At 62.9% G+C, this 22,072-nt stretch carries 17 protein-coding genes; 7 read left to right on the forward strand and 10 right to left on the reverse strand.

Annotated elements, in window-relative coordinates; translation table 11 throughout:
• Positions 1 to 23 precede the first annotated feature (23 nt).
• The 3 genes from J2Y41_RS00840 to J2Y41_RS00850 form a co-directional block, all read right to left on the reverse strand.
• Positions 24 to 947 carry a diguanylate cyclase gene (locus J2Y41_RS00840; protein ID WP_309925297.1) on the reverse strand — a complete coding sequence of 308 codons (924 nt, stop codon included), beginning with the start codon at positions 945 to 947 and terminating at the stop codon, positions 24 to 26.
• Complete coding sequence (locus tag J2Y41_RS00845; protein WP_309925300.1) at positions 944 to 4,378, reverse strand: response regulator; 3,435 nt, start codon at positions 4,376 to 4,378, stop codon at positions 944 to 946. The genes J2Y41_RS00840 and J2Y41_RS00845 overlap by 4 nt, the downstream gene beginning before the upstream one ends.
• A 160-nt stretch (positions 4,379 to 4,538) precedes the next feature.
• On the reverse strand, positions 4,539 to 6,188 hold the full coding sequence (locus J2Y41_RS00850; protein ID WP_309925303.1) for an alkaline phosphatase D family protein: 1,650 nt from the start codon (positions 6,186 to 6,188) through the stop codon (positions 4,539 to 4,541).
• A gap of 355 nt (positions 6,189 to 6,543) precedes the next feature.
• On the opposite strand from J2Y41_RS00850, the gene J2Y41_RS00855 reads away from it, so the two are divergent.
• A complete protein-coding gene (locus tag J2Y41_RS00855; RefSeq protein WP_309925305.1) occupies positions 6,544 to 7,497 on the forward strand; it encodes a LysM domain-containing protein in 954 nt (317 codons plus the stop codon).
• A 13-nt stretch (positions 7,498 to 7,510) separates the two neighbouring features.
• On the opposite strand, the gene J2Y41_RS00860 is transcribed toward J2Y41_RS00855, so the two are convergent.
• Positions 7,511 to 8,107, reverse strand: a complete 597-nt coding sequence (locus J2Y41_RS00860; RefSeq protein ID WP_224165220.1) for a low molecular weight phosphatase family protein — start codon at positions 8,105 to 8,107, stop codon at positions 7,511 to 7,513.
• A gap of 199 nt (positions 8,108 to 8,306) precedes the next feature.
• Here J2Y41_RS00860 and paaA point away from each other — a divergent pair, with 199 nt between their 5' ends.
• From paaA to J2Y41_RS00890, 6 genes are read left to right on the forward strand one after another with little or no spacing between them, the layout of a single operon-like run.
• Positions 8,307 to 9,302: a 1,2-phenylacetyl-CoA epoxidase subunit PaaA gene (gene paaA / locus J2Y41_RS00865; RefSeq protein ID WP_224088685.1), complete on the forward strand. Its 996-nt coding sequence runs from the start codon at positions 8,307 to 8,309 to the stop codon at positions 9,300 to 9,302.
• Positions 9,302 to 9,688 (forward strand): 1,2-phenylacetyl-CoA epoxidase subunit PaaB, encoded by a 387-nt coding sequence (paaB, locus tag J2Y41_RS00870; protein ID WP_224088683.1) that lies wholly within the window; start codon positions 9,302 to 9,304, stop codon positions 9,686 to 9,688. The genes paaA and paaB overlap by 1 nt, the downstream gene beginning before the upstream one ends.
• A complete protein-coding gene (paaC, locus tag J2Y41_RS00875; RefSeq protein ID WP_309925311.1) occupies positions 9,688 to 10,605 on the forward strand; it encodes a 1,2-phenylacetyl-CoA epoxidase subunit PaaC in 918 nt (305 codons plus the stop codon). The genes paaB and paaC overlap by 1 nt, the downstream gene beginning before the upstream one ends.
• Positions 10,606 to 10,610: 5 nt before the next feature.
• Positions 10,611 to 11,201: a 1,2-phenylacetyl-CoA epoxidase subunit PaaD gene (paaD, locus tag J2Y41_RS00880; RefSeq protein ID WP_309925314.1), complete on the forward strand. Its 591-nt coding sequence runs from the start codon at positions 10,611 to 10,613 to the stop codon at positions 11,199 to 11,201.
• An 8-nt stretch (positions 11,202 to 11,209) separates the two neighbouring features.
• Positions 11,210 to 12,415, forward strand: a complete 1,206-nt coding sequence (gene paaE / locus J2Y41_RS00885; protein ID WP_309925316.1) for a 1,2-phenylacetyl-CoA epoxidase subunit PaaE — start codon at positions 11,210 to 11,212, stop codon at positions 12,413 to 12,415.
• A gap of 9 nt (positions 12,416 to 12,424) precedes the next feature.
• Positions 12,425 to 13,204, forward strand: a complete 780-nt coding sequence (locus J2Y41_RS00890) for an enoyl-CoA hydratase-related protein (protein WP_309925318.1) — start codon at positions 12,425 to 12,427, stop codon at positions 13,202 to 13,204.
• Between the two features lie 31 nt (positions 13,205 to 13,235).
• On the opposite strand, the gene J2Y41_RS00895 is transcribed toward J2Y41_RS00890, so the two are convergent.
• From J2Y41_RS00895 to J2Y41_RS00920, 6 genes are read right to left on the reverse strand one after another with little or no spacing between them, the layout of a single operon-like run.
• Positions 13,236 to 15,587 (reverse strand): transketolase-like TK C-terminal-containing protein, encoded by a 2,352-nt coding sequence (locus J2Y41_RS00895; RefSeq protein WP_309925321.1) that lies wholly within the window; start codon positions 15,585 to 15,587, stop codon positions 13,236 to 13,238.
• A 57-nt stretch (positions 15,588 to 15,644) separates the two neighbouring features.
• Positions 15,645 to 16,925, reverse strand: a complete 1,281-nt coding sequence (locus J2Y41_RS00900; RefSeq protein WP_224088673.1) for an amidohydrolase family protein — start codon at positions 16,923 to 16,925, stop codon at positions 15,645 to 15,647.
• A 1-nt stretch (position 16,926) separates the two neighbouring features.
• Positions 16,927 to 18,021, reverse strand: a complete 1,095-nt coding sequence (locus tag J2Y41_RS00905) for a threonine aldolase family protein (protein ID WP_309925325.1) — start codon at positions 18,019 to 18,021, stop codon at positions 16,927 to 16,929.
• Positions 18,018 to 19,121 (reverse strand): ABC transporter ATP-binding protein, encoded by a 1,104-nt coding sequence (locus J2Y41_RS00910; RefSeq protein ID WP_309925329.1) that lies wholly within the window; start codon positions 19,119 to 19,121, stop codon positions 18,018 to 18,020. The genes J2Y41_RS00905 and J2Y41_RS00910 overlap by 4 nt, the downstream gene beginning before the upstream one ends.
• Positions 19,114 to 20,868, reverse strand: coding sequence for an iron ABC transporter permease (locus J2Y41_RS00915; RefSeq protein ID WP_309925331.1), 1,755 nt, complete (start codon positions 20,866 to 20,868; stop codon positions 19,114 to 19,116). Before J2Y41_RS00915 ends, J2Y41_RS00910 begins: the two co-directional genes overlap by 8 nt.
• Complete coding sequence (locus J2Y41_RS00920) at positions 20,865 to 21,971, reverse strand: extracellular solute-binding protein (RefSeq protein WP_309925333.1); 1,107 nt, start codon at positions 21,969 to 21,971, stop codon at positions 20,865 to 20,867. The genes J2Y41_RS00915 and J2Y41_RS00920 overlap by 4 nt, the downstream gene beginning before the upstream one ends.
• Positions 21,972 to 22,072 lie beyond the last annotated feature (101 nt).

Here is a 22,072-nt window from a genome sequence, read left to right on the forward strand (position 1 = left end):
CCCCCCAACACTGAAGTTGCTGGTCACTCTAAGCGGAGGGCATTGGCCAGGGACACCCGGTTCCTGCCCGCGGCCTTGGCTGCGTACAGGGCCATGTCGGCTTCCCGCAGCAACTGCTCGGTCCCCGCGCGGTGCCCATCAGCGAACGCCGACACTCCAGCGCTGATGGTGAGTATCCCATCGGGGTCGCCGGAGTGCTCGATCTGCAGCGCATGCACGGCCGCCCGGACCCGCTCCATCACAACTTCAGCCCCAGCCGCCGTCTGCTCCCGGAGGACCAAAAGGAACTCCTCGCCCCCAAACCTGTATACGCCGTCGGACTGGCGGACCTCGCCGGCGAGGGTCGAGGCGATGGCCACCAGGGCGGCGTCTCCTGCCTGGTGGCCGTAAATATCGTTGTAGCGCTTGAAGTTGTCCACATCCACCATCGCCAGACAGTAATCCCGCGAGTAGCGGTCGCTTCTGCTGTGCAGTTGGCCAAGGTCTTCCGTCAGCTTGAGTCTGTTGTGCAGCTTGGTCAGGGGGTCTGTGCGGGCCTGTTTGGTCAGCGCCGAACGATACTTGGCGAGGTCTGCGTGCAGCGAGGTGATCCGTTGCGCGGCCAGGAGGCGGATGTGCAGGTTGAACGGGTCAAGCGGTTTGGTGACGTAATCGTCCGCGCCGGCCTCCATGCCTGCCAGGACATCTTTTCGCGAACCGTGGGACGTCACCAGGATGACGTACGTGTAGGTGTCCTCCTCATGCGCGCGGATCGCCCTACAAAGATCCAGGCCGTTCAGCCCCGGCATCATCAGGTCCGTCACCACAGCTGCCGGGGCGTGTTCCTGGTAAAGCTCCCAGGCCGAGTCGCCGTCCACTGCCACGATGCAATCATGACCGGATTGCTCGACGGCGGCTTTGGTGATCATTCGGGAGATCTGGTCGTCGTCGGCGATCAATACTTTCATGGGGCTCCCAGTAGTGTGCGCTCAAGTGCCCCATCCACTCGAGCGAGTTCCGATTTTAGTTCTTCGAGTACATGCGTTCCGTGCGCTTCAAAACCCGGGACTGCCTCACGTCCAAGTCGTTCCAAGTCCTTGGCCAGGATTGCGGCACCCGTAGCGCCGATGTTGCCGGCCGCACCCGCGAGTTTGTGGGCGGCGGCCTCCACAGCGTCGGCCTGCTGGCCCTCCAGGCCTGAACGAATTGCCTCCTGTGCACGCTGGGCTTCTTCGCGGAAAGCCCGGATGGCGTCAGGCAGCAGGCCCAAACCGTCCGCCGGTCCAAGTTCGCGGAGGATCTGCAGCCGGTCCTCATCGAGGACGGTGACGTCAGGGTCGGCAACGTCAGCGAGGACAGCGGCCTCCGCGTCTGAACCATTTGAGACAACAACGTTCGACGGCGGTGCTGCCGCCCGCTGCTCCTGCGGCACCCACTTGGCCAGGATGTCGCGGAGCTTGTCCAGGTCAACCGGCTTGCTGATGTAATCGTCCATGCCAGCCGCGAAACACCGCTCGCGGTCCTCGTTCAGCGCCCCGGCCGTCATGGCAATGATGGGAATCCTCACGGTTTTGGAGTCACGGGAGCGAATGGTCTTTGTGGCCTCAAAACCGTCCATCACCGGCATGTGGCAGTCCATGAGAATGGCAGCGTAGTTTCCGGTGAGCGTCGCAGCAACGGCTTGAGCGCCGTCGTCGACGATGTCCACTTGGTAGCCGAGCCTGTTCGCCATCCCGCGGGCCACCAGCTGGTTGACCTCGTTGTCTTCGGCCACCAGAAGCTTGCCCAACCGGAGTTCCGGGTTCTCGGATGGCGACTCGGGCTGCGTTGCATAGGGGAGCGGGGCGCCTGCATTGCCGATTGTTCTCGTTGCCACGAGCCGTAGCAGCCGGTTGTAGAACTCGGAGCTCCGGACGGGCTTTGTGAGGTACTCGCGGATACCTGCGGAGGTGAGATCGGCCTTGTCCACTTGCATGGTGGAGGTCAGGAGAATGATCCCCGGGCCGCCCGAGCCGTTGCTCTCTTCCTTGATCTGGCGGGCCAATTCCAGGCCATCGGTATCGGGCATGCACATGTCCACCACGGCGATGTCATAGGGGTGGTGGTCCGAAACGGCCAAACGGTATTCGTCCATGGCAGTGCGCGCATCTGCGACTGCCACCGGCTGCATTCCCCAGCTTGCGAGCTGCGTTTCCAACACCAAACGGTTGGTGGCGTTGTCGTCCACCACGAGGACTTTTCGTCCCGCGAGCGAGGCAGGCAGGATTCCGGTGTCCGTAGCCGGAGGGCCGACAGGCAGGTCCAGGACAAACCAGAATTTGCTGCCCACACCCATTTCACTGTCAAGCCCTATTTCGCCGCCCATGACTTCGGTCAGCCGCCGGGAGATGGCAAGACCGAGGCCCGTGCCGCCGTAACGGCGGGTGGTGGAAGCGTCTGCCTGCGCGAAGGATTCGAACAGTCGGTGGTGGTCCTCAGTGCTGATGCCGATTCCGGTGTCACGGACTTCAAACCGCAGGGAGGCTTTGTTTGAATCCTGGCTCACTACTGAAACCTGGATCTCCACCTCGCCGGCTGGAGTGAACTTGACCGCGTTGGATGACAGGTTCAGCAGGATCTGGCGGATCCGCCCTGAGTCGCCCATGAGCCGTTCAGGCACGTTGGGGTGACAGTAGGAGATCAGCTCAAGTTCCTTGCTTTGGGCCTGCTCGGCAACCAGCCCTGCAACTTCTTCCACCAGTGCGCGGGGATCGAATGCCGTGATGTCCAGGTCCACTTTCCCGGCTTCCAGCTTGGAGAAGTCCAGGATGTCGTTGATCAGCGTGAGGAGGACCTCGCCGGCGCCCTTGACCCCTTGGGCGTATTGCCGTTGGACTTCGTTCAGGCGCGTGTCCAGCATCAGGGACGTTAGACCGATTACAGCATTGAGGGGGGTCCGGATCTCGTGGCTCATGGTGGCCAGGAACTCCGACTTGAGCCTGCTCGATTCCAAGGCTGCTTCCCGGGCGGCCATCAGTTCGGATTCCGCAGCTTTGCGTTCCGTGATGTCCCGGGAAATTGTGGCCACGCCCCAGATGCCCGATTCATTGCGGACGGGGGAGAGTGTCACGGAGACCGGAATGGTGGTCCCGTCCCCGCGTTTGCGTAGGGTTTCAAAGTTCTGGACGTTACCACTTTCGGCGGTTGTTCGGAGGGCCTCGTGTTCATCGTGCTGCAATTCCTCCGGGACAAAGAAATCGCTGTTCCGGCCGATGGCCTCCGCCGCCGTATAACCAAAAATCCGCTCCGCCCCCGGATTCCAACTGAGGATCTCTCCCTCACGTGTCTTGCCGATGATGGCGTCGCCGGAGGAGTTTACGATTGCCCCCAAGCCCTCCAGTTCGGCCGTGCGGGCCGCCACTTTGGACTCAAGGTCCCGCGTCAGCGTCACATTCTCGACGACGATCAGCACCTGCCGCACGATGACGAAGGCCAGGACAGTCAGGCCCGTGATCAGCAGGATCGGGTCTGCCAGGTTGATGGCCCGGCTGCGGTTGAAAAGGACTGCGCCGAAAACGGGAATGTATGGCAGAAGTTCCAAGGCGGCAGCATAGGTGCGTCCGTCTTTTTTGCTGCTGCTGGTCTCTGGAGCCAGTGGGCTGAGCCCAACCAGCAGGAAAGCTGCTACCCAGCCCAGTGCCAGGGGTGACCCCGTTACGCCTGTGACGCCTTCGGTGGTGAGCCGCACGTAGGTCAGGTCGGTCAAAGCGAGCACCAGGAAGCCCAGGCCAAGGCACAACCAAGGAAGGCGCCGGCCCCGGGCGGCCCGCATGGTCAGCACGATGAGCAGGGAGACCATCACCACGTCCACGAACGGGTAAGCCAACGTGGTCAGGAAGGCCAGTGGGTCAACGTTGCCTGCGGCGATCACTGGCCCCAGGACCGCACCCCAGGCGATGAAAAGAACGGCACTGGCCACCGTTCCGACGTCCAGGACCGTGCGGACAACTGACATGCGGACGCTGCCGCCTTTGGAAAGCATGACAAGCCCGACGGCGACCGGCAGCGCGTAGCCGATGAATCCGGCGTCGGAAGCTGATGGGAAGGGGTAGGCGTGGTCCAGCACTATGCCGTTGAAGGTCCAAAGTGCTTGGCCGCAGGACCAAAGAGCCAACCCTGCAACAACGAACCATCGGGCCTTTGTGTTGCCGTGGCCCCGCACAGCGGCACTGGTGTGGGTCATCAGCGCAGTCAGTGCGGCGGTAAGTATCGCCAGGTCGCCGGCCAGTTGGGCTGTGGGTGTCCCGATCCCGCTGCCGAGCCCGGCGGCCAAGAGGACCGCGCACATTCCGACTGCTACAAGGAAAAGCGGCATACCCTGCCTCGCCCACGAGCGCACCGGAAGAACCTCGTGCTTCACTCCTGCCACTGTACCCCTGCCTTCGAAAGTGGCCCCACCAAAGGCGAACAACGCATCTTGCCTTTGCGCTGAGGGAAGCATACGCCGGGAAACCCCCATCTAGGTAGCAGCTGAGCGCGTTTTGACGGCTCTAAACGCGCTCTAATGCGACGCAGTTGGGTCAGCGCTCCGGGGTGAGGGTCTTCGAGAACAGCACAGCTCCGTTGGCGTTGCGAAGGCTCGCGGTGAACGTGCCGTCCGCGGCGAGGTCCACGTGCCCGAAATATTGGTTCTCGCCATCCCGCGGGGATTCGCCCGGGAAGCGACCAGCCTTGCTGAACACCACTTCGGGTCCGAACGTTCCGTCCATGGCATTCGGACCAAACGAGCCAGCGTTGATGGGACCGGCCACGAACTCCCAGAAGGGATCGAAATCGGTGAACGAGGCCCGTTCGGGGGAGTAGTGATGGGCGGCGCAATAGTGCACGTCCGCCGTCAGCCACACAGTGTTCTTGACACCGTCCCGCTTGAAAGCACTCAGCACGCCGGCGATCTCCAGTTCACGCCCGAGAGGAGCCCCGTTGTCCCGGTTGGAGAGGCTCTCCTGGTTCACGGCCCCGTCCGGCACGATGATGCCCAACGGGAGGTCCGCGGCGATCACCTTCCATGTCGCCTTGGATTGGCGTACTTCCTTGATGAGCCAGTCCACCTGCTCCTGGCCCAGGATGTTGGTGGCATAGGGTTCTTTGCCGTCGGTGTTGGGGGACTTGAACGTCCTCATGTCCAGGCAGAAGACATCCAACTGGGGGCCGCGCGAAATCTTCCGGTAGATGCGGGCAGGTTGGTACTGGCCGGCGTCGAACGTTCCCGGGCGCCAAAGCGCCGCGGAGTCCGCGATCGGCATATTCTCCTGCCATGCTTGCCGGCCGCGGGCTGCGAGGACATTCACGTTGCGTTCGGTGTAGCGGGCGTCGTCCAGGATCTGGCCCGGGTACCAGTTGTTGTGTGTCTCGTGGTCGTCCCACTGGGCGATCACCGGAACCTCCGCGAACATGGCGCGCATATTCGCGTCCAGCGAGTTGTAACGGTGCCGGCCCCGGTATTCGGCGAGTGTCTCGGCGACCTTGGAGACTTCCTCGGTGACGAGGTTCCGCCACACCTGGCCGTCCTTCTCCGTGACAGTGGCAGCGATGGGGCCGTCGGCGTAGATGGTGTCCCCGGAGTGGATGAAGAAATCCGGCCGCGTTGCGTGCATTGCCTTGTACCCACGCATGCCGCCGATCTCCTCGTTGATGCCCCAGCCCTGCCCGGCCGTGTCGCCGGTCCACACGAAGGACTGCGGGTACGACGACGGCCTGCCGCCTGGGTGGGCTTCTTCAGGCCCGCCGTTCCCGGATGAGTCAGGCGCAGTAGTGAACGTCCCCTTGACTGCCTCGCCGAGGCCGTTCTCGTCCTCGAAGTTAAGTTCAAGGGCGAAGCGGGTCCCGGCAGGAAGTCCTTTGACGTGGATCTTGGCGGTGAAGTCGCTGGCTTCGGTAGCGAGAGGGCCTTGGATGGTGCGGCTGAATCCGTAGCGCCCCCGGAGGATTTCGCCGGCGCTGTCCACTGCCTGCAGCCGGGCGCTCAAACGGCCCGGACCCGAAGCACGTGACCAGAGGACAGCGGAGTCGGTGGTGACATCCCCGGTGGCAATTCCCGTGGGGAGTGTGAGGCGTTTGCGGAGCAGGGGGATGGCTGCGGGGGCGGGCGCGGCCGTACCGGTTGCGAGGCCGGCCAAAGCCAGGCCGGTTAAGGACGTTTTTACGAGGGTGCGGCGTGAGAGATGAGTCATGGTTCCACTGTTCCGGGCAGCAGTGAACAGAGCATGAGCCTGAGGTGAAGGAAACGGAACGAGTACCGGTGCCCGCCTAAACAAGTGGCCCATCCCGGAAAATTGCGTACTACCTGGTGCAATTTCCGGCAATCAATGAAAAAGACGAGTATCTGCTACTCGTGCGGTGCCAATGGCCAATTCCTAGCATTAAGTTCCCTAGGGTTTCTGAAATTCTGTTCCGCCGGCTCAGCGGTGGTTCGCTCCCTCGCACGTGACGAGTGGCGCTCCCCATAACACTTCTGCGCTATCGCATACGCCCCTCCCCTGGGACTTCTGCGTGCTCAGACCAAAGCCACGGATTCTGGGACATCTAATGAACATTTACAATGACGAGCTACAAACTACTCTGTCAAAGAACGCGCCCGGCGGCACCTTGCTGCATGGGTCGCGCAAAAATAAAGTCCTGTTGATCGCAATTGCCATCATCGTTGTTATAGGGCTAATTCCATTGATTTTTGGGGTGCTTTCTCAGGCAAGCAACCCCGCGGCTGATGTGGGCCAGAATGTTTCCACTGAACAACTGGCCACCCCCCAGGCCTCTGAGTCCAGCCCCGCCACGCCCGCTGCGAGTGAAGCAGCAGCTGCACCTGCAACCGAAGCCAAGGCGCCGGCTGCAGAACCTGCACCGGCCGTGGCCGCGGCGCCGGCTGCAGAACCTGCACCGGCCGAGCCTGCGCCGCCGGCGGTGGATACCAACCTCTATACGGTTGTCGCCGGAGATACCGTGGGCTCCATAGCTGCCCGGTACGGGGTGAACATGAACGAGATGCTGGCTGCCAATGGCTTGAGCGGCTACTCCGTCATCGTGCCCGGCCAGGTCCTGAAACTTACTGGACCAGCTGTTCCACTCATCGAGCCGGCGCCGGCCCCCGCCGCAGCCCCAGCCCAGGCCGCCCCTGCGCAGGCCGCTCCGGCGCAAGCTGCTGCTCCAGTAGCTGCAGGGTGGACGATCTACGTGGCTGGATCCGGAGGCCAGAGCATGGTGGACGCATGCATAGGGCCGATCCATTTCACTCCCACGGACGCCTACGCATTGTTCATTACCGAGCACGACTTCTGTGGAGGTTGGGCACGCTTCTCCGGTATCGGTGTGGGACAGACGGTTAACATCCCGGGCTACGGCACGTACACAGTGACCGGAAGAGGCCAGGTGCCCAACCCCGGAACCACCAACAATGTGGCGGCTGTCTTCGGCGGCTTCCCCGCGGTTGTCCTGCAGACCTGCATCCCCGGCACGAGCCAGATGTTGGTGATCGGACTTAACTAGTAAGGACAGCCAATCAGGCCGGCGCCGTAAGGCGCGCAAAGCGGAGGATGCCCAAGATGGCCGGGGCCAGCTCATCCTCCATCTGGTGGTAGACCTCTTCCGCTCGGCGGTAGGGGTCTACCACGTCGTTGTCGGCAGGATCGGCCGGCAGTGCCAGATGCCGGACGGAAGCGGCACGGGCGGGAAGAGCCCGCCAGAATTCCACGATGTCGCCCTCGGGAACAACATCGCCACGCGTCTCCAGGACGGCGAGCATCCTCGCAAATTCACGGATGGTGAACGTTCGCTTCAACAAGGAGGCATCCAGTTGAAGGACTTCGCCCCGGTGCCTGGACGTCATGGCCAGCACAAGGTCGGTTTCCCGGAGGATCTTCTGGTTCAGTTGCCTGGCCGCGAAGTTGTCGGGGCTGCCACGGAAGGTGCTGATCATCTTGGCCGACAGGGGTTGAATCGGCTCTCCCACCATGGCGCGCGTTCCGGCGCTGCGAACCTCGAATGATCCCGGGCTTGCGTGGTTGAGGCCCGCCTGCAGCAGCCGTTCCGCCACCGGGGAACGGCAGATGTTCCCTGTGCAGACGGTGAGGATCCTGAAGGGCTGGGGCGATTCCACGTGAGGCTCTTTTCTTGCGGGGGCTTGGGACGGCTCGGGTCCCATCCCAAGTTAACACGGGCAGCAAAGCGCGCCTTGTCACAACGCCCGGCTGCACCCGTGCGTTGTAATCAGCCCTTGGTGTCCCACTGAACGCTTGACTGAAAACGCCCCCTCCGCATATTCTGAACGAACGGTCGGTAATTTATTAGGAGCAACCATGGCATCGCAGAATCTGCAATCAGTGCCCGCTGAGCTGTCCCCGGAAGAGCAGGAGCGGGAGGCAGCCGGCAAGGCGTACTTTGATCGCATCATTTCGGAAGACTCGCGCATCGAACCGCGCGACTGGATGCCGGAGGCTTACCGCAAGACTTTGCTGCGCCAGATCTCGCAGCACGCGCACTCGGAAATCATCGGCATGCAGCCGGAAGCCAACTGGATCACCCGCGCTCCCAGCCTGAAGCGCAAGTCCATCCTCATGGCCAAGGTCCAGGACGAGGCGGGCCATGGCCTGTACCTCTACTCGGCAGCTGAAACCCTGGGCCAGACCCGGGACAAGATGATGGAAGACCTCATTGCCGGCAAGGCCCGGTACTCGTCGATCTTCAACTACCCGGCGATTTCCTGGGCGGACATGGGAGCCATCGGCTGGCTTGTGGATGGCGCAGCGATCTGCAACCAGGTTCCCTTGTGCCGTGCCTCCTACGGTCCTTACGGCCGCGCAATGGTGCGCATCTGCAAGGAAGAGTCCTTCCACCAGCGCCAGGGTTTCGAGATCCTGCTGGAACTGTCCAACGGCACGCCTGAGCAGAAGCAGATGGCCCAGGAAGCTGTGAACCGCTGGTACGCGCCGTCGTTGATGATGTTTGGCCCGCCGGATGATGACTCACCCAACTCCAAGCAGTCCATGGCCTGGAACATCAAGCGGTTCAGCAACGATGAACTGCGCAGCCGGTTCGTGGGAATGATGGTGGAGCAGGTCAAGGTCCTCGGCCTGACCCTGCCTGACAAGGACATCCGTTTCAACGAAGAAACCAAGAAGTGGGAGCACGGACCCCTGGACTGGAATGAGTTCAAGGAAGTCCTGGCGGGCCGCGGCCCCTGCAACTCGCAGCGCATCGAGCGCCGCCGCGAGGCACACGAAAACGGTGCCTGGGTTCGCGAAGCCGCCGTTGCCTACGCCCGCAAGCAAGCACAGAAAGAGAACGCAGCATAATGGCTCCTCACGGTAACCCGGAAGAACCGGCAAGCTCGGCCAGCGAGATCAAGCGCGAGGCCCCCAAGGTTGCGGCGACTACGCCGGCGGAACAGCAGCACCACGAGACCCCGTGGTCCCTCTGGGAGGTCTTCGTGCGCTCCAGCCGAGGCCTGTCCCACGTGCACGCCGGTTCCCTCCACGCCCCTGATGCCGCCATGGCACTGAGGAATGCACGCGATCTTTACACGCGCCGCAACGAAGGCGTATCCATCTGGGTTGTCCCGGCCGAGGCGATCTCCTCCAGCGATCCCGATTCCAAGGGCGCCTTCTTCGAATCGCCCCAGGGCAAGGACTACCGCCACGCAACGTATTACACCAAGAGCGAAGGCGTGAAGCACCTGTGATGACTGACAAAGACACTGACTTCGCCATTGAAGGCCACGGCGACATCTCCGTGGGTGTTCACGGAGCGGGAGCTTCCGGTGACGGTTCAGCCAGCGCCACCCGCATCACCCCGGGCAATGCCCTCCGCCCGGAAGACATTGCCCTTGAAGTACGGCGTGGACAGGTCAAGCCCAACGATGACGTAGCCGAGTTTGCCCTGCGCATTGGCGACGACGGCCTCATCCTCGCTCAGCGCCTTGGCCACTGGATTTCCCGCGCACCCGAGCTTGAGGAAGACATTGCACTCGGAAACATCGCGCTGGACCAGTTGGGCCACGCGCGCTCCTTCCTGACCTACGCTGGTGCGGCCTGGGACAAGTCCGAGGACGATCTTGCCTACTTCCGCCGCGAGCACGAGTTCCGTTCCGCGCACCTGTTCGAGCAGCCCAATGGGGACTTCGCGGTGACCATTGCCCGCCAGTTCATCGTGAGCTACTACCAGTACGAGCTCTACACGGCCCTCACCGCATCCAAGGACGCCACCATCGCGGCCATCTCCGCCAAAGCCGTGAAGGAAGTGGATTACCACCGCGACCACAGCGCCCAATGGGTACTTCGCCTGGCTGGCGGCACGGATGAGTCCCGCGCGCGCATCATCCAGGGCTTCAAGCTCGTGTGGCCATACGTGGACGAACTCTTCGAAGACGATGAGCTCACCACCCGCCTGGCCGAGGCTGGCGTGACAGTGCAGCCCTCAAGCCTCCGCGCCGAATTCGATCGCCTCACTGGCCAGATCATGGCCGAAGCCGAACTGGACATCCCTGCCGTTCCGCAAGCACTGGGAGGCGGCCGTCGCGGCAAGCACTCCGAATTCCTGGGTTACATTCTCGCTGAGATGCAGGTCCTGGCCCGCGAGCACCCCGGTGCGAGCTGGTGACCATCATGGCAACCCTTGCTCGTTCAAAAACACGCACCCAAGAGCAGCGGGCCTGGGACATTGCGTCCACGGTCTGCGACCCGGAGATCCCGGTCCTCACCATCGAGGACCTGGGCATTCTCCGCGGAGTACACGTCGTCGAGGTCCCGGACGCCCAGCAGCCCACGGACAAGCAGCAGCCCACGGACAAAGCGGACGACGGCGGCACCTCACGTACCGCCGTCGAGGTCACCATCACGCCCACGTACTCGGGCTGCCCGGCCATGGATGCGATCGGTGACGACCTGCGGAGGGCCTTCGAGAAGGAGGGCTACGCGAGCGTGCACATCAACCTGGTGCTCTCCCCGGCCTGGACCACGGACTGGATGACCGAGTCCGGCAAGGTCAAGCTGCAGGAATACGGGATCGCGCCTCCCACGGGAAGGGCTGCCGCAGGCGGCCACTCCGGTCCCGTTCGTTTGAACCTGGCTGTGAAATGCCCGCAGTGTTCTTCGCTGAACACCAAGGAGCTCACCCGCTTTGGTTCCACGTCCTGCAAGGCGTTGTTCGTTTGCCAGGACTGCAAGGAACCGTTCGACTACTTCAAAGTCCTCTAAGGAATTCCATGACCACCGAAACCCAGACGGCCAGCCGCCGTCGTGCGTCTTTCCACACCCTGACCGTCTCGGAAGTCCGGCGCCTTACGGACGACGCCATCGAGGTGACATTCGCTGTTCCCGCCGAGCTGGCCGGCCAGTATGACTACCTCCCCGGCCAGTACGTCGCGCTACGCACCACGCTGCCGGATGAGCAAGGTGAGCCGCACGAGGTCCGCCGCAGCTACTCAATCTGCGCAGAGCCGCGCAGCTTTTCCGATGGCAGCAGCGAGATCCGGGTGGCCGTGAAGAAGGACCTTGGCGGTGTTTTCTCCACGTGGGCCAATGCCGAGCTGAAGGCCGGCGACAGCCTTGACGTCATGAGCCCGCAGGGCGCGTTCATTTCGCGGCACGGCAAGGACGGCTCGTCGGTCCAGCACAACGTCATGAATTCCATGAACCACCCGGAAGAGCTGGCGGGGGAGCCCGGGAACTTCGTTGCGATCGCTGCGGGTTCAGGCATCACCCCCGTGATGGCGATCGCCCGGACGCTGCTGGCCGCCAATCCGGAGACCACGTTTGACCTGATCTATGCCAACAAGGCTGCCATGGACGTCATGTTCCTTGAGGAGCTGGCGGACCTGAAGGACAAGTACCCCTCGCGCCTGGCGTTGCACCACGTTTTGTCCCGGGAGCAGCGGATCGCCCCGCTGATGACCGGCCGCATCGATTCGGAGAAGCTGCAGGCCCTGCTGAGCAGTGCCATCCATGCCGAGGATGTGGACGAGTGGTTCCTCTGCGGGCCTTTCGAGCTGGTCCAGCTGTGCCGCGACACCCTCGCTGCCCGCGGCGTGAAGCCCGAGCACGTGCGTTTCGAGCTGTTCACCACCGGCCGTCCGGACCGCCCTGAGGGCAACGCGGGCCGTCCCGTTGTGGAGGACGAGTCGAAGGAAACCTACAAGATCACGTTCAAGCTGGATGGTTTGACCGGCGAGGTCGCCAGTCCCACCCACGCCCGTGAGTCCATCCTCAATGCTGCACTGCGTGTCCGCCCCGATGTTCCGTTCGCCTGTGCAGGCGGGGTCTGCGGCACCTGCCGCGCCAAGCTTGTGACCGGTACGGTGTCCATGGATGAGAATTACGCCCTGGAACAGGACGAGCTGGACAAGGGCTACGTCCTCACCTGCCAGTCCCACCCCACCAGCGAAGAAGTTACCGTCGACTTCGACGTCTAAGGAGTCCCCATGATCGAGCTCTCCATTGCCAACGGCATTGCCGAAATTGTCCTCAATGCCCCCGAAAAGCTGAACTCGCTCAACGAGGACGCGCTCGCCGAACTGGATAAGGCGTACGACCACGCTGCTGCCGCCGCCTCGCGCGGTGAGGTGCGGGCCCTGCTGCTTCGCGGTGAGGGACGTGCCTTTTGTGCCGGCCGCGACATCGCAGGTGTCACCCCCGAAACCGACGATGCGCAGGCGTATCTGGGCGGGCTGGTGGAACCGCTGTTGAAGAAGATGGCCGCGTTCCCGGCACCCACTTTTGCTGCCGCACATGGAGCTTGCCTAGGTGTTGGTTTAGGTCTCTTGCTGGCCACTGACGTGGTGTACGTGGCGGAGAATGCCAAGTTCGGTTCGCCCTTTGCCAAGCTCGGCGCCACCTTGGATTCCGGCGGCCACTGGTACTTTACCGAGCGTCTGGGCATGCACCGGACACTGGACCTGATCTATACGGCCGACCTCATCAGCGGAGCCGAGGCCGTGGAGCGCGGAATGTTCAGCCGGGCGATGCCGGATGACGCGTTGCTTGCCATGACCCGCGCAATCGTCGAGCGCGTAGCCACAGGTGCCACCGGTGCATTCGTTGCCTCCAAGGAACTCGTGGCCCACATCCGCGATCAGCGCATGGGACTCTGGGCGTCCATGGCCGAGGAAAACACGGAGCAGGCACGGCTGTGCAAGACCGACGACTACGCCGAAGGCTTCCGGGCGTTCCAGGAGAAGCGGGCGCCGGTTTTCAAGGGCTAACCCCGAGCCCCTGCCGCCGATCCCGCGCTTGTCATTGAACCAAATCCAGGACAGCGCGGACGATGCTGTCGGTGTCGATCCCGTGGTAGCGGTAGACGTCCTCGAGGCCGCCTGCCTGGCCGAAGGAGTCTACGCCGAGGTTACGGCTTTTGACTTGATGCACGCTGGCCAGGAAGGCGAGTGTGTGGGGGTGGCCGTCGAGTACGGTGACCATGGGGACCGCACGCCCGGAGGGCAGGATTTGATCCAGGATCCAGGACGGTGCGTCCGGATTCTGTCCATTGCGGCCCTGCAGGGCGTCGTAGAGCAGGCCAGGGCTCGTGACGCACACGACGTCCACGGGGGTGCCTTGGCCGGCGAGTCGCTCGGAGGCCGCAACCGCTTCCGGGACCATGGCGCCCATGGCGATGATCGTCGCAACCGGTGTCGCGGCCGTGCGCAGCATGTAACCACCCGCCACCACTTGGCGACGGCGGCGCTCACGGGCGGCGGGATCTTCCGGCACGGCAGCCAGCTGCTGATCGATGGGTTTTGTGGAGAGGCGCAGGTAGGCGGATGTGCCGTCGGGCCGTCCGAGTAGGGACATGGAAGCCAGCAGCGTCCACTCGACGTCGATGGCGAAGGCAGGTTCGTAGCTGGTGCAGTCGGGCTGTTCCAGGCCGATGGACGGCGTCTTGATGGACTGGTGCGCACCGCCTTCGGGTGCGAGCGTGACACCGGATGGCGTGCCGACCAGGATCGACTGGCCGCCGGCGTAGATGCCGTAGGACCACGGTTCCAAGGCCCGCTCGACGAACGGGTCATAGAGCACGCCGATCGGGAACAGCGGCTCGCCCCAGCGGCTCCAGGTTGCGCCGAGCTCGCCCAGGAGGCTGACAAGGTTGACCTCGGCAATGCCGAGTTCGATGTGCTGCCCCGTGGGTTTTTCCCGCCAGTGCATGACGGTTTCGGAGTCGTCGCTGAACCAGTCAGGGCGCTCTTCCACTGACCATACGCCCACCTTGTTCAGCCAGCCGGCGAGGTTGGTGCTGGAACTTACGTCCGGGCTGACGGTCACCAACCGGCGGGCGACGTCGGGCGCGGCACGGTTGACGTCCAACAGGGTTCGGCCCAGGGCCGCCTGTGTGGTGGCTGTGCCCGAGGGGGTTCTGCCGAAATCTGCGGGTACTGCCGGCGGGGCAACCGCAGGTACAGCGGTGCGACGAAGGGCTTCGGCTGTGGTCAGCACCAGCTGTCCCTCGGTGCTTAGGGGATCGAACCGCGTCCACGGTGTCTCCGGGTCCTCGCCCATCGTGTCTGCCAGTTGGCGGTATTGATCGACGGTGAGCAGCGACGAATGGTTCTGCGGATGGCCCTCAGTTGGCAGTCCGTTGCCCTTGATGGTGTAGGCAATGATGACGGTGGGACGGGTGTCATCGATCCGGGAGTAGGCCTCGCGCAACGCGGCGAGGTCGTGCCCGCCCAGGTTCCTGATGGCCCGGGTCAGGGTCTGGTCCTCGACGCCGGCAATAAGTTCAGCGATGGCCGCACCCCCTGCGCCCTCACCAGGGAGCCTGCGGCGCAGCTCTTCGGCGGAGCAGCGCAGCAGCCGTTGGTATTCGGGGTTGGACATGTCAACAATGCGTTTCCGGAGCGCGTCGCCTCCTGCCCTGGCCATGAGGTTTTCCAAGAGATGGCCGAACCGCACGGTGATGACCTGCCAGCCAGCGGCCTCGAAGAGGCGTTCTATCTTGCCCGCGGCAATGTTTGGCACCACCCGGTCAAGGGACTGCCTGTTCAGGTCTACGATCCAGACGATCTCGCCAAGATCCGCAACGTTCGAGTCCAGTACGGCCTCCCAGACGGCACCCTCGTCCAGTTCGGCGTCGCCGACGAGCGAGTACTGGCGTCCACGGTTCGGTGTGCCGCTCACGGTCTCGACGTACCGCCGCGAAATCGCACCCCAGATGGGGGCTGTGGCCCCGATGCCGACGGATCCCGTGGAGTAGTCAACGGGATCCGGGTCCTTCGCGCGGCTAGGGTAGCTCTGCAGCCCGCCAAACTCTCGCAGCGTTGTGAGGTATTTTTCATCCAGGCTACCCAGCAGATAGTTGATGCTGTGGAGTACCGGCGAAGCGTGCGGCTTGACCGAGACACGGTCTTCGGCGCGAAGCTGCCCGAACCACAGCGAGGTCATGATCGAGGCCATGGAGGCGCTCGAGGCCTGATGCCCGCCCACCTTGATGCCGGATGTGTTCGGTCTGACCTTGTTCGCGTGATGGATGATGGATGTCGCAAGCCACAGAATGCGGCGTTCTATCGCGGCGAGTGCGTCCAGCTGGGGATCCTCGAGGCGCGAGGCGGTCTTCGGCGCCAGGTCATCGGTGACTGGAGTCAGGTTCATTGCATGCCTTAAAGGGTGTGTGGCGGTCATGGGGGTGTGAGTATTTCTTGCGAGTACCTATTGGGCGATCAGTAGTCCGCGCTTGAGGACTCCAAGCGGCGTTGCCAGAGTGCTGATGTCCTGCATGGGGTCCGCCGCGGTGACGATGAGATCAGCCCACAGGCCGGGCCGGATGCGACCCACTTGCGCCTCGAGGCCGAGCATGTCGGCGGCCTCGCACGTCGCAGACTTCAGTGCATGCTGTGCTGCCAGTCCGGCGTCGACATAGCGTTCCAACTCGCTGGCAATGAGATCAAACGTGACGTGTGCAGGTCCTGCGTCCGTCCCAGCCACGATTGACACGCCAGAGTGCAGGAACCGGGTCACGTTGGTAAACCGCGATTCCAATCGCGCCACCGCATTGCGGTCCTGCGGGTTGGATAGCACCTGGTGACCCTCCCGCAATTGCCGGGAAACGATGTCCGCTGAGATGACGGTGGGCACAATGTGGATCCCGGCATCGGCCGCCCTGCGCAACAGATCGCGATCGGGCGCGCACTGCTCATCCGGCCCCAGCATGGAGGCGTGTTCCAACGAGTGCACGCCTGCCTCGATGCAGGCGGCCATCGAGGAACTGGCATGGGCATGGGCCGCGGTCCTCATGCCGTAGGAGCCGGCGATGACCACTGCTTCACGGAGCAGCGTGGGGTCGAACTCAAAGACCGCCGGACTGGTTCCGGGAGTAAATCCGCCGCCGCTGGCCATGAGCTTGATCCAGGTGGCGCCGGCCGCGTGCTGTTCGGCGATGATGGTCTCGACGTCGTGACGGGTGCGTACCTCTCCGCCCAGGTCGTGCCCGTGCCCGCCCACGCGGCAGATCGGCGCACCACAGTGAACCACCGTGGCGACGTCGGACGCCATGCCGAGGGCTGCCCTCATGGGGGCGAGCAGGTGCCTGGGTGTCCCGCAGTCCCGCACAGTGGTTGTCCCGGCACGAAGCGCAATCCGCGCATTCGCCACAATCTGCGCAACGATCTGTTCATCGCTGCTGCCCTGATAAGTTCCCTTCGGGTCATCACCGCCATCGAAGGCCAGGTGGACATGGGCATCCATCAGTCCGGGGGCCACGAACCTGCCCTTCAGATCCAGGACGCTGCCCATGTCCGGCTCACTGCCGGCTGGAGTAATGCGGGAGATCTGCCCAGCCTGGAGCCATACGTCGCTGAGGGAACCAGATGTGCCCGACTCGGGATCAACAACACGCGCATTGAGCAGCACGGTGACGTCGTCGCCTATCCGGGCAGCCCGGCTGACGCTGGACGGTAGGGGTCGATCCGTCACGTCAAAGGTGATGGTCATGTCAGTTGCTCCTTTTGCTTACGTGCATCGAGTAGGTTTCGTCCAGCAATTCGGTGAGCGCCTCAGCGGCGAGGCGTACGCCTCCCGTATCAACATCGAGATGGGTGACGGCACGAATCGTGGACGGGCCAAAAGCGCCCATTCTTACCCCGCTCTTCTGAAGCAAGCGGTCCACCAGCACTGCTGCGGTGACGGGGAAGTCCACCAGGTCAAAGAGGACAATATTTGTCTGGACCTTTAGCGGGTCGATCGAAATGTGGGGATGGACGGCCAGCAGCTCGGCCAGCAGACGGGCATTCGCATGGTCATCTGCCAGCCTGTCCACGTTGTTGCGGAGGGCAAAAGTACCGGCTGCCGCCACAATCCCTGATTGGCGCATGGAGCCACCCCACCGTTGCTTGAGCCGCCACGCCTCGTTGATGAAATCAGTGTCGCCGGCCAGCACCGCGCCTACTGGGGCGCCCAGCCCTTTGCTGAGGTCCAGCCAGACTGAGTCGAACGGGGCACAAAAGTCGCGGGCAGATACGCCTGTGGACACCACCGCATTGAGCAGGCGGGCACCATCCATGTGGGTTTTGATCCGATGAGCCCGTGCCACCTTCGTCACTGATGTGATGCCTTCCAGCGTCCAGCACGTACCACCTCCGAGGTTGGATGGCTGCTCAATGGAGAGCACCGCATTCCTGGCCGATGACCTGCCCTCCGGGCGAAGCGCCGCTTCAAGCCGGGCAACAGAGAACACGCCACGATCTGCCTTGATGGGCCTGTACATAGCCCCGGCCAGGGCGGGAGCGCCGGTTTCCTCATGGCACAGAGAGTGCGCACTCTCGTCAACAAGAATCGCATCCCCGGGCCTGCAGTGAAGGGCATAGGCGATCTGGTTGCACATGGTTCCTGATGGCAGGAAGACAGCCTCCTCCTTGCCCAGGAGCTCCCTTGTCAGGGCAACCAGTTCGTTGGTGGAGGGGTCTTCACCCTTTTGTTCATCCCCAACCTCGGCCTTTGCCATGGCCTGCCGCATGGCCTCTGTTGGCCGGGTAATAGTGTCGCTGAACAGGTCGATCCTGATGGGGTGGTTTGACCTGACCGGAATCATTGCGCGGCCTTTGCTGCCGTGGCAGTCCGGGGCTGGAACAACTTGTAGCCGTCCAGTGGAATGCCCACACGTACATGGGAGGCATCCGTGCGCTCGCGGGTTTCTACCACCAGGGCTTGCTCGCCGACGCCCACCCTGTAGCGGAAGTGATGTCCGTGATACGACCTCTCAAGGACGGGTCCGTTAACGGTCATTTCGTAGCCTTCGGACGACGCATCGTCAGGCAACAGCGCCAGGGCTTCCGGCCGAACGGAAACCACGACGCCGTCGGAACCAATTGAGGACGGTACGTGGATCGCTTGGTCCAACCCGTCGATCTTGATCGTCAGGATCCCCTTTGAGCGGGCGATCACTGTTCCCTCCAGCAGGTTGCTGGTGCCAACAAAATCAGCAACGAAGAGGTCCGCGGGATCGTTGTAGATCTGCTCCGGCGTACCAATTTGGCGCACTGTTCCGGCCGACATGACCGCAATCTTGTCGCTCATTGCCAGGGCTTCGTCTTGATCGTGGGTCACGAATACCGTGGTGACGCCAATCTTGCGTTGTAACTGAAGCAACCAATCGCGGGTACGTTCGCGCAACTTGGCATCAAGATTGGAAAACGGCTCGTCCAGGAGCAACAAGCGCGGAGGAAATGCCAGCGCGCGTGCCAGTGCCACTCGTTGTTGCTGGCCACCGGAGAGCTGATGCGGATAGCGGTCTGCCTGATCGGAGAGATCAACCAGCTCAAGCACTTCGTCGACGCGCCGGCGGAGTGCCTCGGACTTGAAGCGCCGGAGGCGCAGCGGATAGCCGACGTTGTCGCGGACCTTCATGTGCGGCCATACGGCATATGACTGGAAAACCACGCCGCAATCGCGGCGTTCCGGTGGCAGGAATGCGGAGGAGTCATGGTTGAACAAGGTTTGGTCGCCCACAACGATGCTGCCGCCGTCGGGCTTGAGTAGTCCTGCGATGGACCAGAGCGTTGTGGACTTGCCGCAGCCGCTTGGGCCAAGCAAGGTCAGGATCTGCCCGTCGGAAGCGGTCACCGACACGTTGTCCAGGACCGTCAGACGGCCAAACTTCTTGGTGAGATTGGAAATGACCAGATCAGGCATTGGGGCGAACTCCAAACAGAAGGCGTCCTGCGGCCAGGACAGCTGCGGTGATGACAAGTTGGATGACTCCGAGGGCGGCGACGGTGCCTCCGAGGCCATTTGCCGCAATTTGAAGCATGGCCAGTCCGAGAACCTGTGTTTCGGGGGTCACCAAGAAGACTGCGGCGTCGGCTTCGTTGAACATCGCTACAAACAGGAGGACGAACGAGATACCCATGGCTGGCCTCAGGAGTCGGATAATGATGGTTCGCATGGCTGTCCACCAATCCGCCCCGGCCGAGCGCGCGGCGCGGTCCAGGTCCGCGCCCAGCGCCGCAAGCGATGGATAGAACGCGGCGTAGCCCATGGCGAGCGCGCGGACCCCGAAGGCTATTCCAACCGCCCAAAGTGTTGCTCTGAAGGTTCCGGAGTGGTCGAGGATGGCAAACGTCCAGAAGAAGGCCATGCCTGTGATCAGGCCCGGGACGGCCCGCGGATACAGCACGATGTGCTCCAGGGACCCGCGGAACCGAAAATTGGAACGGTGGGCAACCAGTGCAATGACGGCGATGCAGGCGGTCGCGATGGCAGCGCCAAGTGTGGCAATCAGCAAACTGTTGCCGATCGCTCCGGTATAGAGCGGGTTGGTTAAGATCGCTGAGAAGTTATCCAATGTCAGCACGCTGAACGGGTTGATTGCCGGCGTCAAAAGGGCGGTCACAGAGGCGAGGACCACCCCGCTGAGCGGCACCAGGGTTGCACAGCCCAGGACAACTCCGACGACGGCGGACAGCAGCCAGCCGAGGGGGCCCAATTTAACAACGTTCGCCGGTCTGGATGACTTTCCACCGGTCGTAGTAAAGCGGGCGAGGTCGCCGGCCAGGCGGTTGCGAAGCAACAGCAGCAGAGTGACGGCGAGCAACAACATGACGGCTCCTGCGGGCAGAACTCCTCCACCGGCGTCGGGGCTTCCCGTCCACTGCCTGTACAGGTAGGTGGACATCATGTTGATGTTCTTTGACGTACCGAGGATGAGGGGGATCCCCAGCGTTTCCAACGCGAGCGCGAAGACCAGCAGCCCGGAGTTGAGTAATGCCGGGCGCAGCAACGGCAGAGTCACCGAGAGCAAGGCGCGGAGGGGACCCGCTCCAGCGCAACGGGCGGCTTCCTCGAGTGTCGAATCGCCTGAGGACAGCGTCCCCCGGGCAAAGAGGTAGACCACCGGCGAGCCAAGGACCGTACCCATGACCACCATTCCTGCAACGCTGTAGAGGTCAAAGGGAACAGTGAACGGTGTGTACTCTTCCAGCAGATGGGTGGCATACCCGTTCTTGGACCACATCGACTGCCACCCGACGATGAGCACCAGTCCAGGCAGGACCAATGGCAGGACAATCAGCGCAGAATAGATTCTCCGCAACGGGAGGTCTGTCCGGGCTACCAGCAAGGCCACCGTGGTTCCAACCACCACTGAGCCGATGGTGGCGAAGAGCGCGAACTGCAGGCTGTTGGCGACGGCTGACCACCAGAGGGGATCAGTGGCCAGTTTTCGGAAGTTGTCCAGGGTACCGCTGCCGCCGCTCTCATAGAGCGGGGTGGACCAGAGCGATGACCAGACGATCGGCACGATCGGGCCGAGGATCAGCAGGACTGCCAGGATCCAGACACCGTAGTGGATGGCTCGCTCCGGCAGCCATGCCCGCTTGAGGTTCCCTGCACCTGGCGGCGGTGACGGAGCCTTTGGGCCTGTAAGTGTGGGGCTGCTCATCGCCCGAATGCTTCTTTCCAACGGTTCTTGAAGGCCGGCGCGTCCGTGACCAGGGCCTCGTCCCACTGGGCAATGTTGATGTTCTCCGCACCCAATTGCTCCGTTACCTTCGCAAGGTTCACCGGGCAGTCCACTCCGTCCAGGTAGGGTGCGAATCCGCCGGCACACCCGGCCGTCTGGCCCGCCTTGTCAATCAGGAAGTTCACAAACACTTTGGCCGCATTGGGCGACTTGCCCCCGGTGGTCGCTCCGGCACCGCGGGGCATGAAGGGTGTTCCATCTGCGAAGAACCTGTAGTTCAGTACCTTCGCGGCCGCGCCGGTGATGAGTGGCCGGGTGGCGCCGGACTGGAAATAGGACAAGGTGTACTCGCCCTGCAGGAGTTTGTTGTACATGGGCCCTGCACTGGCTTCGACCTTGGTGTTTGGTCCGAGTTGCTCAAGTACCTTCCATCCAGCCTCTCCCGCCCTGGCTATGTATGCGTGATTAACCGTGTAGCCAAACTCCGTAGTGCCGTCATACGTAACGATCCTGTCCTTGAGCTTGGGGTCACTGGACATCTTGGCGAGCGATGCAAGGGAATCGGGTTGTTCGGATTCGGGCAGGAGGGTGGTGTTGATCAGTGCCATGACCGGGTTCAATTCCATCGCGAAGACCCCGGGGGCGAGTTTCGCGAAGTCGGGCAGCGGAGCGGCAGCAGGTGGTGTGAAGTCCTGGATGTCACCACGCTTGACCAGATCCAGGAAGTTCGCGCCCTGGAGGCTGACGATGACGTCCGCGGTCTTTCCGCCCGTGGCCTTCTCGTTGAGGTATCGCTGGAAGCTTTCGGTTCCACCCAGGCTGATGTAGCTGGCCTTGATCTCCGGATACTGGTCTTGGAAGGCGGCCAGGACCGGCTTCATGGACGCCTCATTCGCCTCGCCATAAACCAACAGCGAGCCTTCCTTGACGGCAGCCTCAAGGATTGCCGGATCCATCGCCGCGGCGGTCGGAATGTCAGTCTTGACCGCGTAGGCGTTCGGGGTGTCACTCCCGGTGCTGCAGCCTGTCAGGCTCGCGAAGCCGCAAAGGGCAGCAACTGCGACTAGTGCACGTCTTTTCATGTGAGACTCCTTTGTCACGGGACGGTGCTTGGGGGGGGTGGGGTGCTTGGGTTTGGGGTGCTTGGGTTTGGGGTGCTTGGGTTTCTCGGGGCGGTGCTCGG

The sequence above is a fragment of the Arthrobacter sp. 1088 genome, from assembly GCF_031455315.1.
Lineage (GTDB): Bacteria > Actinomycetota > Actinomycetes > Actinomycetales > Micrococcaceae > Arthrobacter.

Excerpts from the sequence above, each read along its gene's own strand:
- J2Y41_RS00840 (WP_309925297.1), bottom strand. The coding sequence starts at position 947 with ATGAAAGTATTGATCGCCGACGACGACCAGATCTCCCGAATGATCACC.
- J2Y41_RS00850 (WP_309925303.1), bottom strand. The coding sequence starts at position 6,188 with ATGACTCATCTCTCACGCCGCACCCTCGTAAAAACGTCCTTAACCGGC.
- J2Y41_RS00855 (WP_309925305.1), top strand. The coding sequence starts at position 6,544 with ATGAACATTTACAATGACGAGCTACAAACTACTCTGTCAAAGAACGCG.
- paaA (WP_224088685.1), top strand. The coding sequence starts at position 8,307 with ATGGCATCGCAGAATCTGCAATCAGTGCCCGCTGAGCTGTCCCCGGAA.
- paaB (WP_224088683.1), top strand. The coding sequence starts at position 9,302 with ATGGCTCCTCACGGTAACCCGGAAGAACCGGCAAGCTCGGCCAGCGAG.
- paaC (WP_309925311.1), top strand. The coding sequence starts at position 9,688 with ATGACTGACAAAGACACTGACTTCGCCATTGAAGGCCACGGCGACATC.
- paaD (WP_309925314.1), top strand. The coding sequence starts at position 10,611 with ATGGCAACCCTTGCTCGTTCAAAAACACGCACCCAAGAGCAGCGGGCC.
- paaE (WP_309925316.1), top strand. The coding sequence starts at position 11,210 with ATGACCACCGAAACCCAGACGGCCAGCCGCCGTCGTGCGTCTTTCCAC.
- J2Y41_RS00890 (WP_309925318.1), top strand. The coding sequence starts at position 12,425 with ATGATCGAGCTCTCCATTGCCAACGGCATTGCCGAAATTGTCCTCAAT.
- J2Y41_RS00895 (WP_309925321.1), bottom strand. The coding sequence starts at position 15,587 with ATGAACCTGACTCCAGTCACCGATGACCTGGCGCCGAAGACCGCCTCG.
- J2Y41_RS00900 (WP_224088673.1), bottom strand. The coding sequence starts at position 16,925 with ATGACCATCACCTTTGACGTGACGGATCGACCCCTACCGTCCAGCGTC.
- J2Y41_RS00905 (WP_309925325.1), bottom strand. The coding sequence starts at position 18,021 with ATGATTCCGGTCAGGTCAAACCACCCCATCAGGATCGACCTGTTCAGC.
- J2Y41_RS00910 (WP_309925329.1), bottom strand. The coding sequence starts at position 19,121 with ATGCCTGATCTGGTCATTTCCAATCTCACCAAGAAGTTTGGCCGTCTG.
- J2Y41_RS00915 (WP_309925331.1), bottom strand. The coding sequence starts at position 20,868 with ATGAGCAGCCCCACACTTACAGGCCCAAAGGCTCCGTCACCGCCGCCA.
- J2Y41_RS00920 (WP_309925333.1), bottom strand. The coding sequence starts at position 21,971 with ATGAAAAGACGTGCACTAGTCGCAGTTGCTGCCCTTTGCGGCTTCGCG.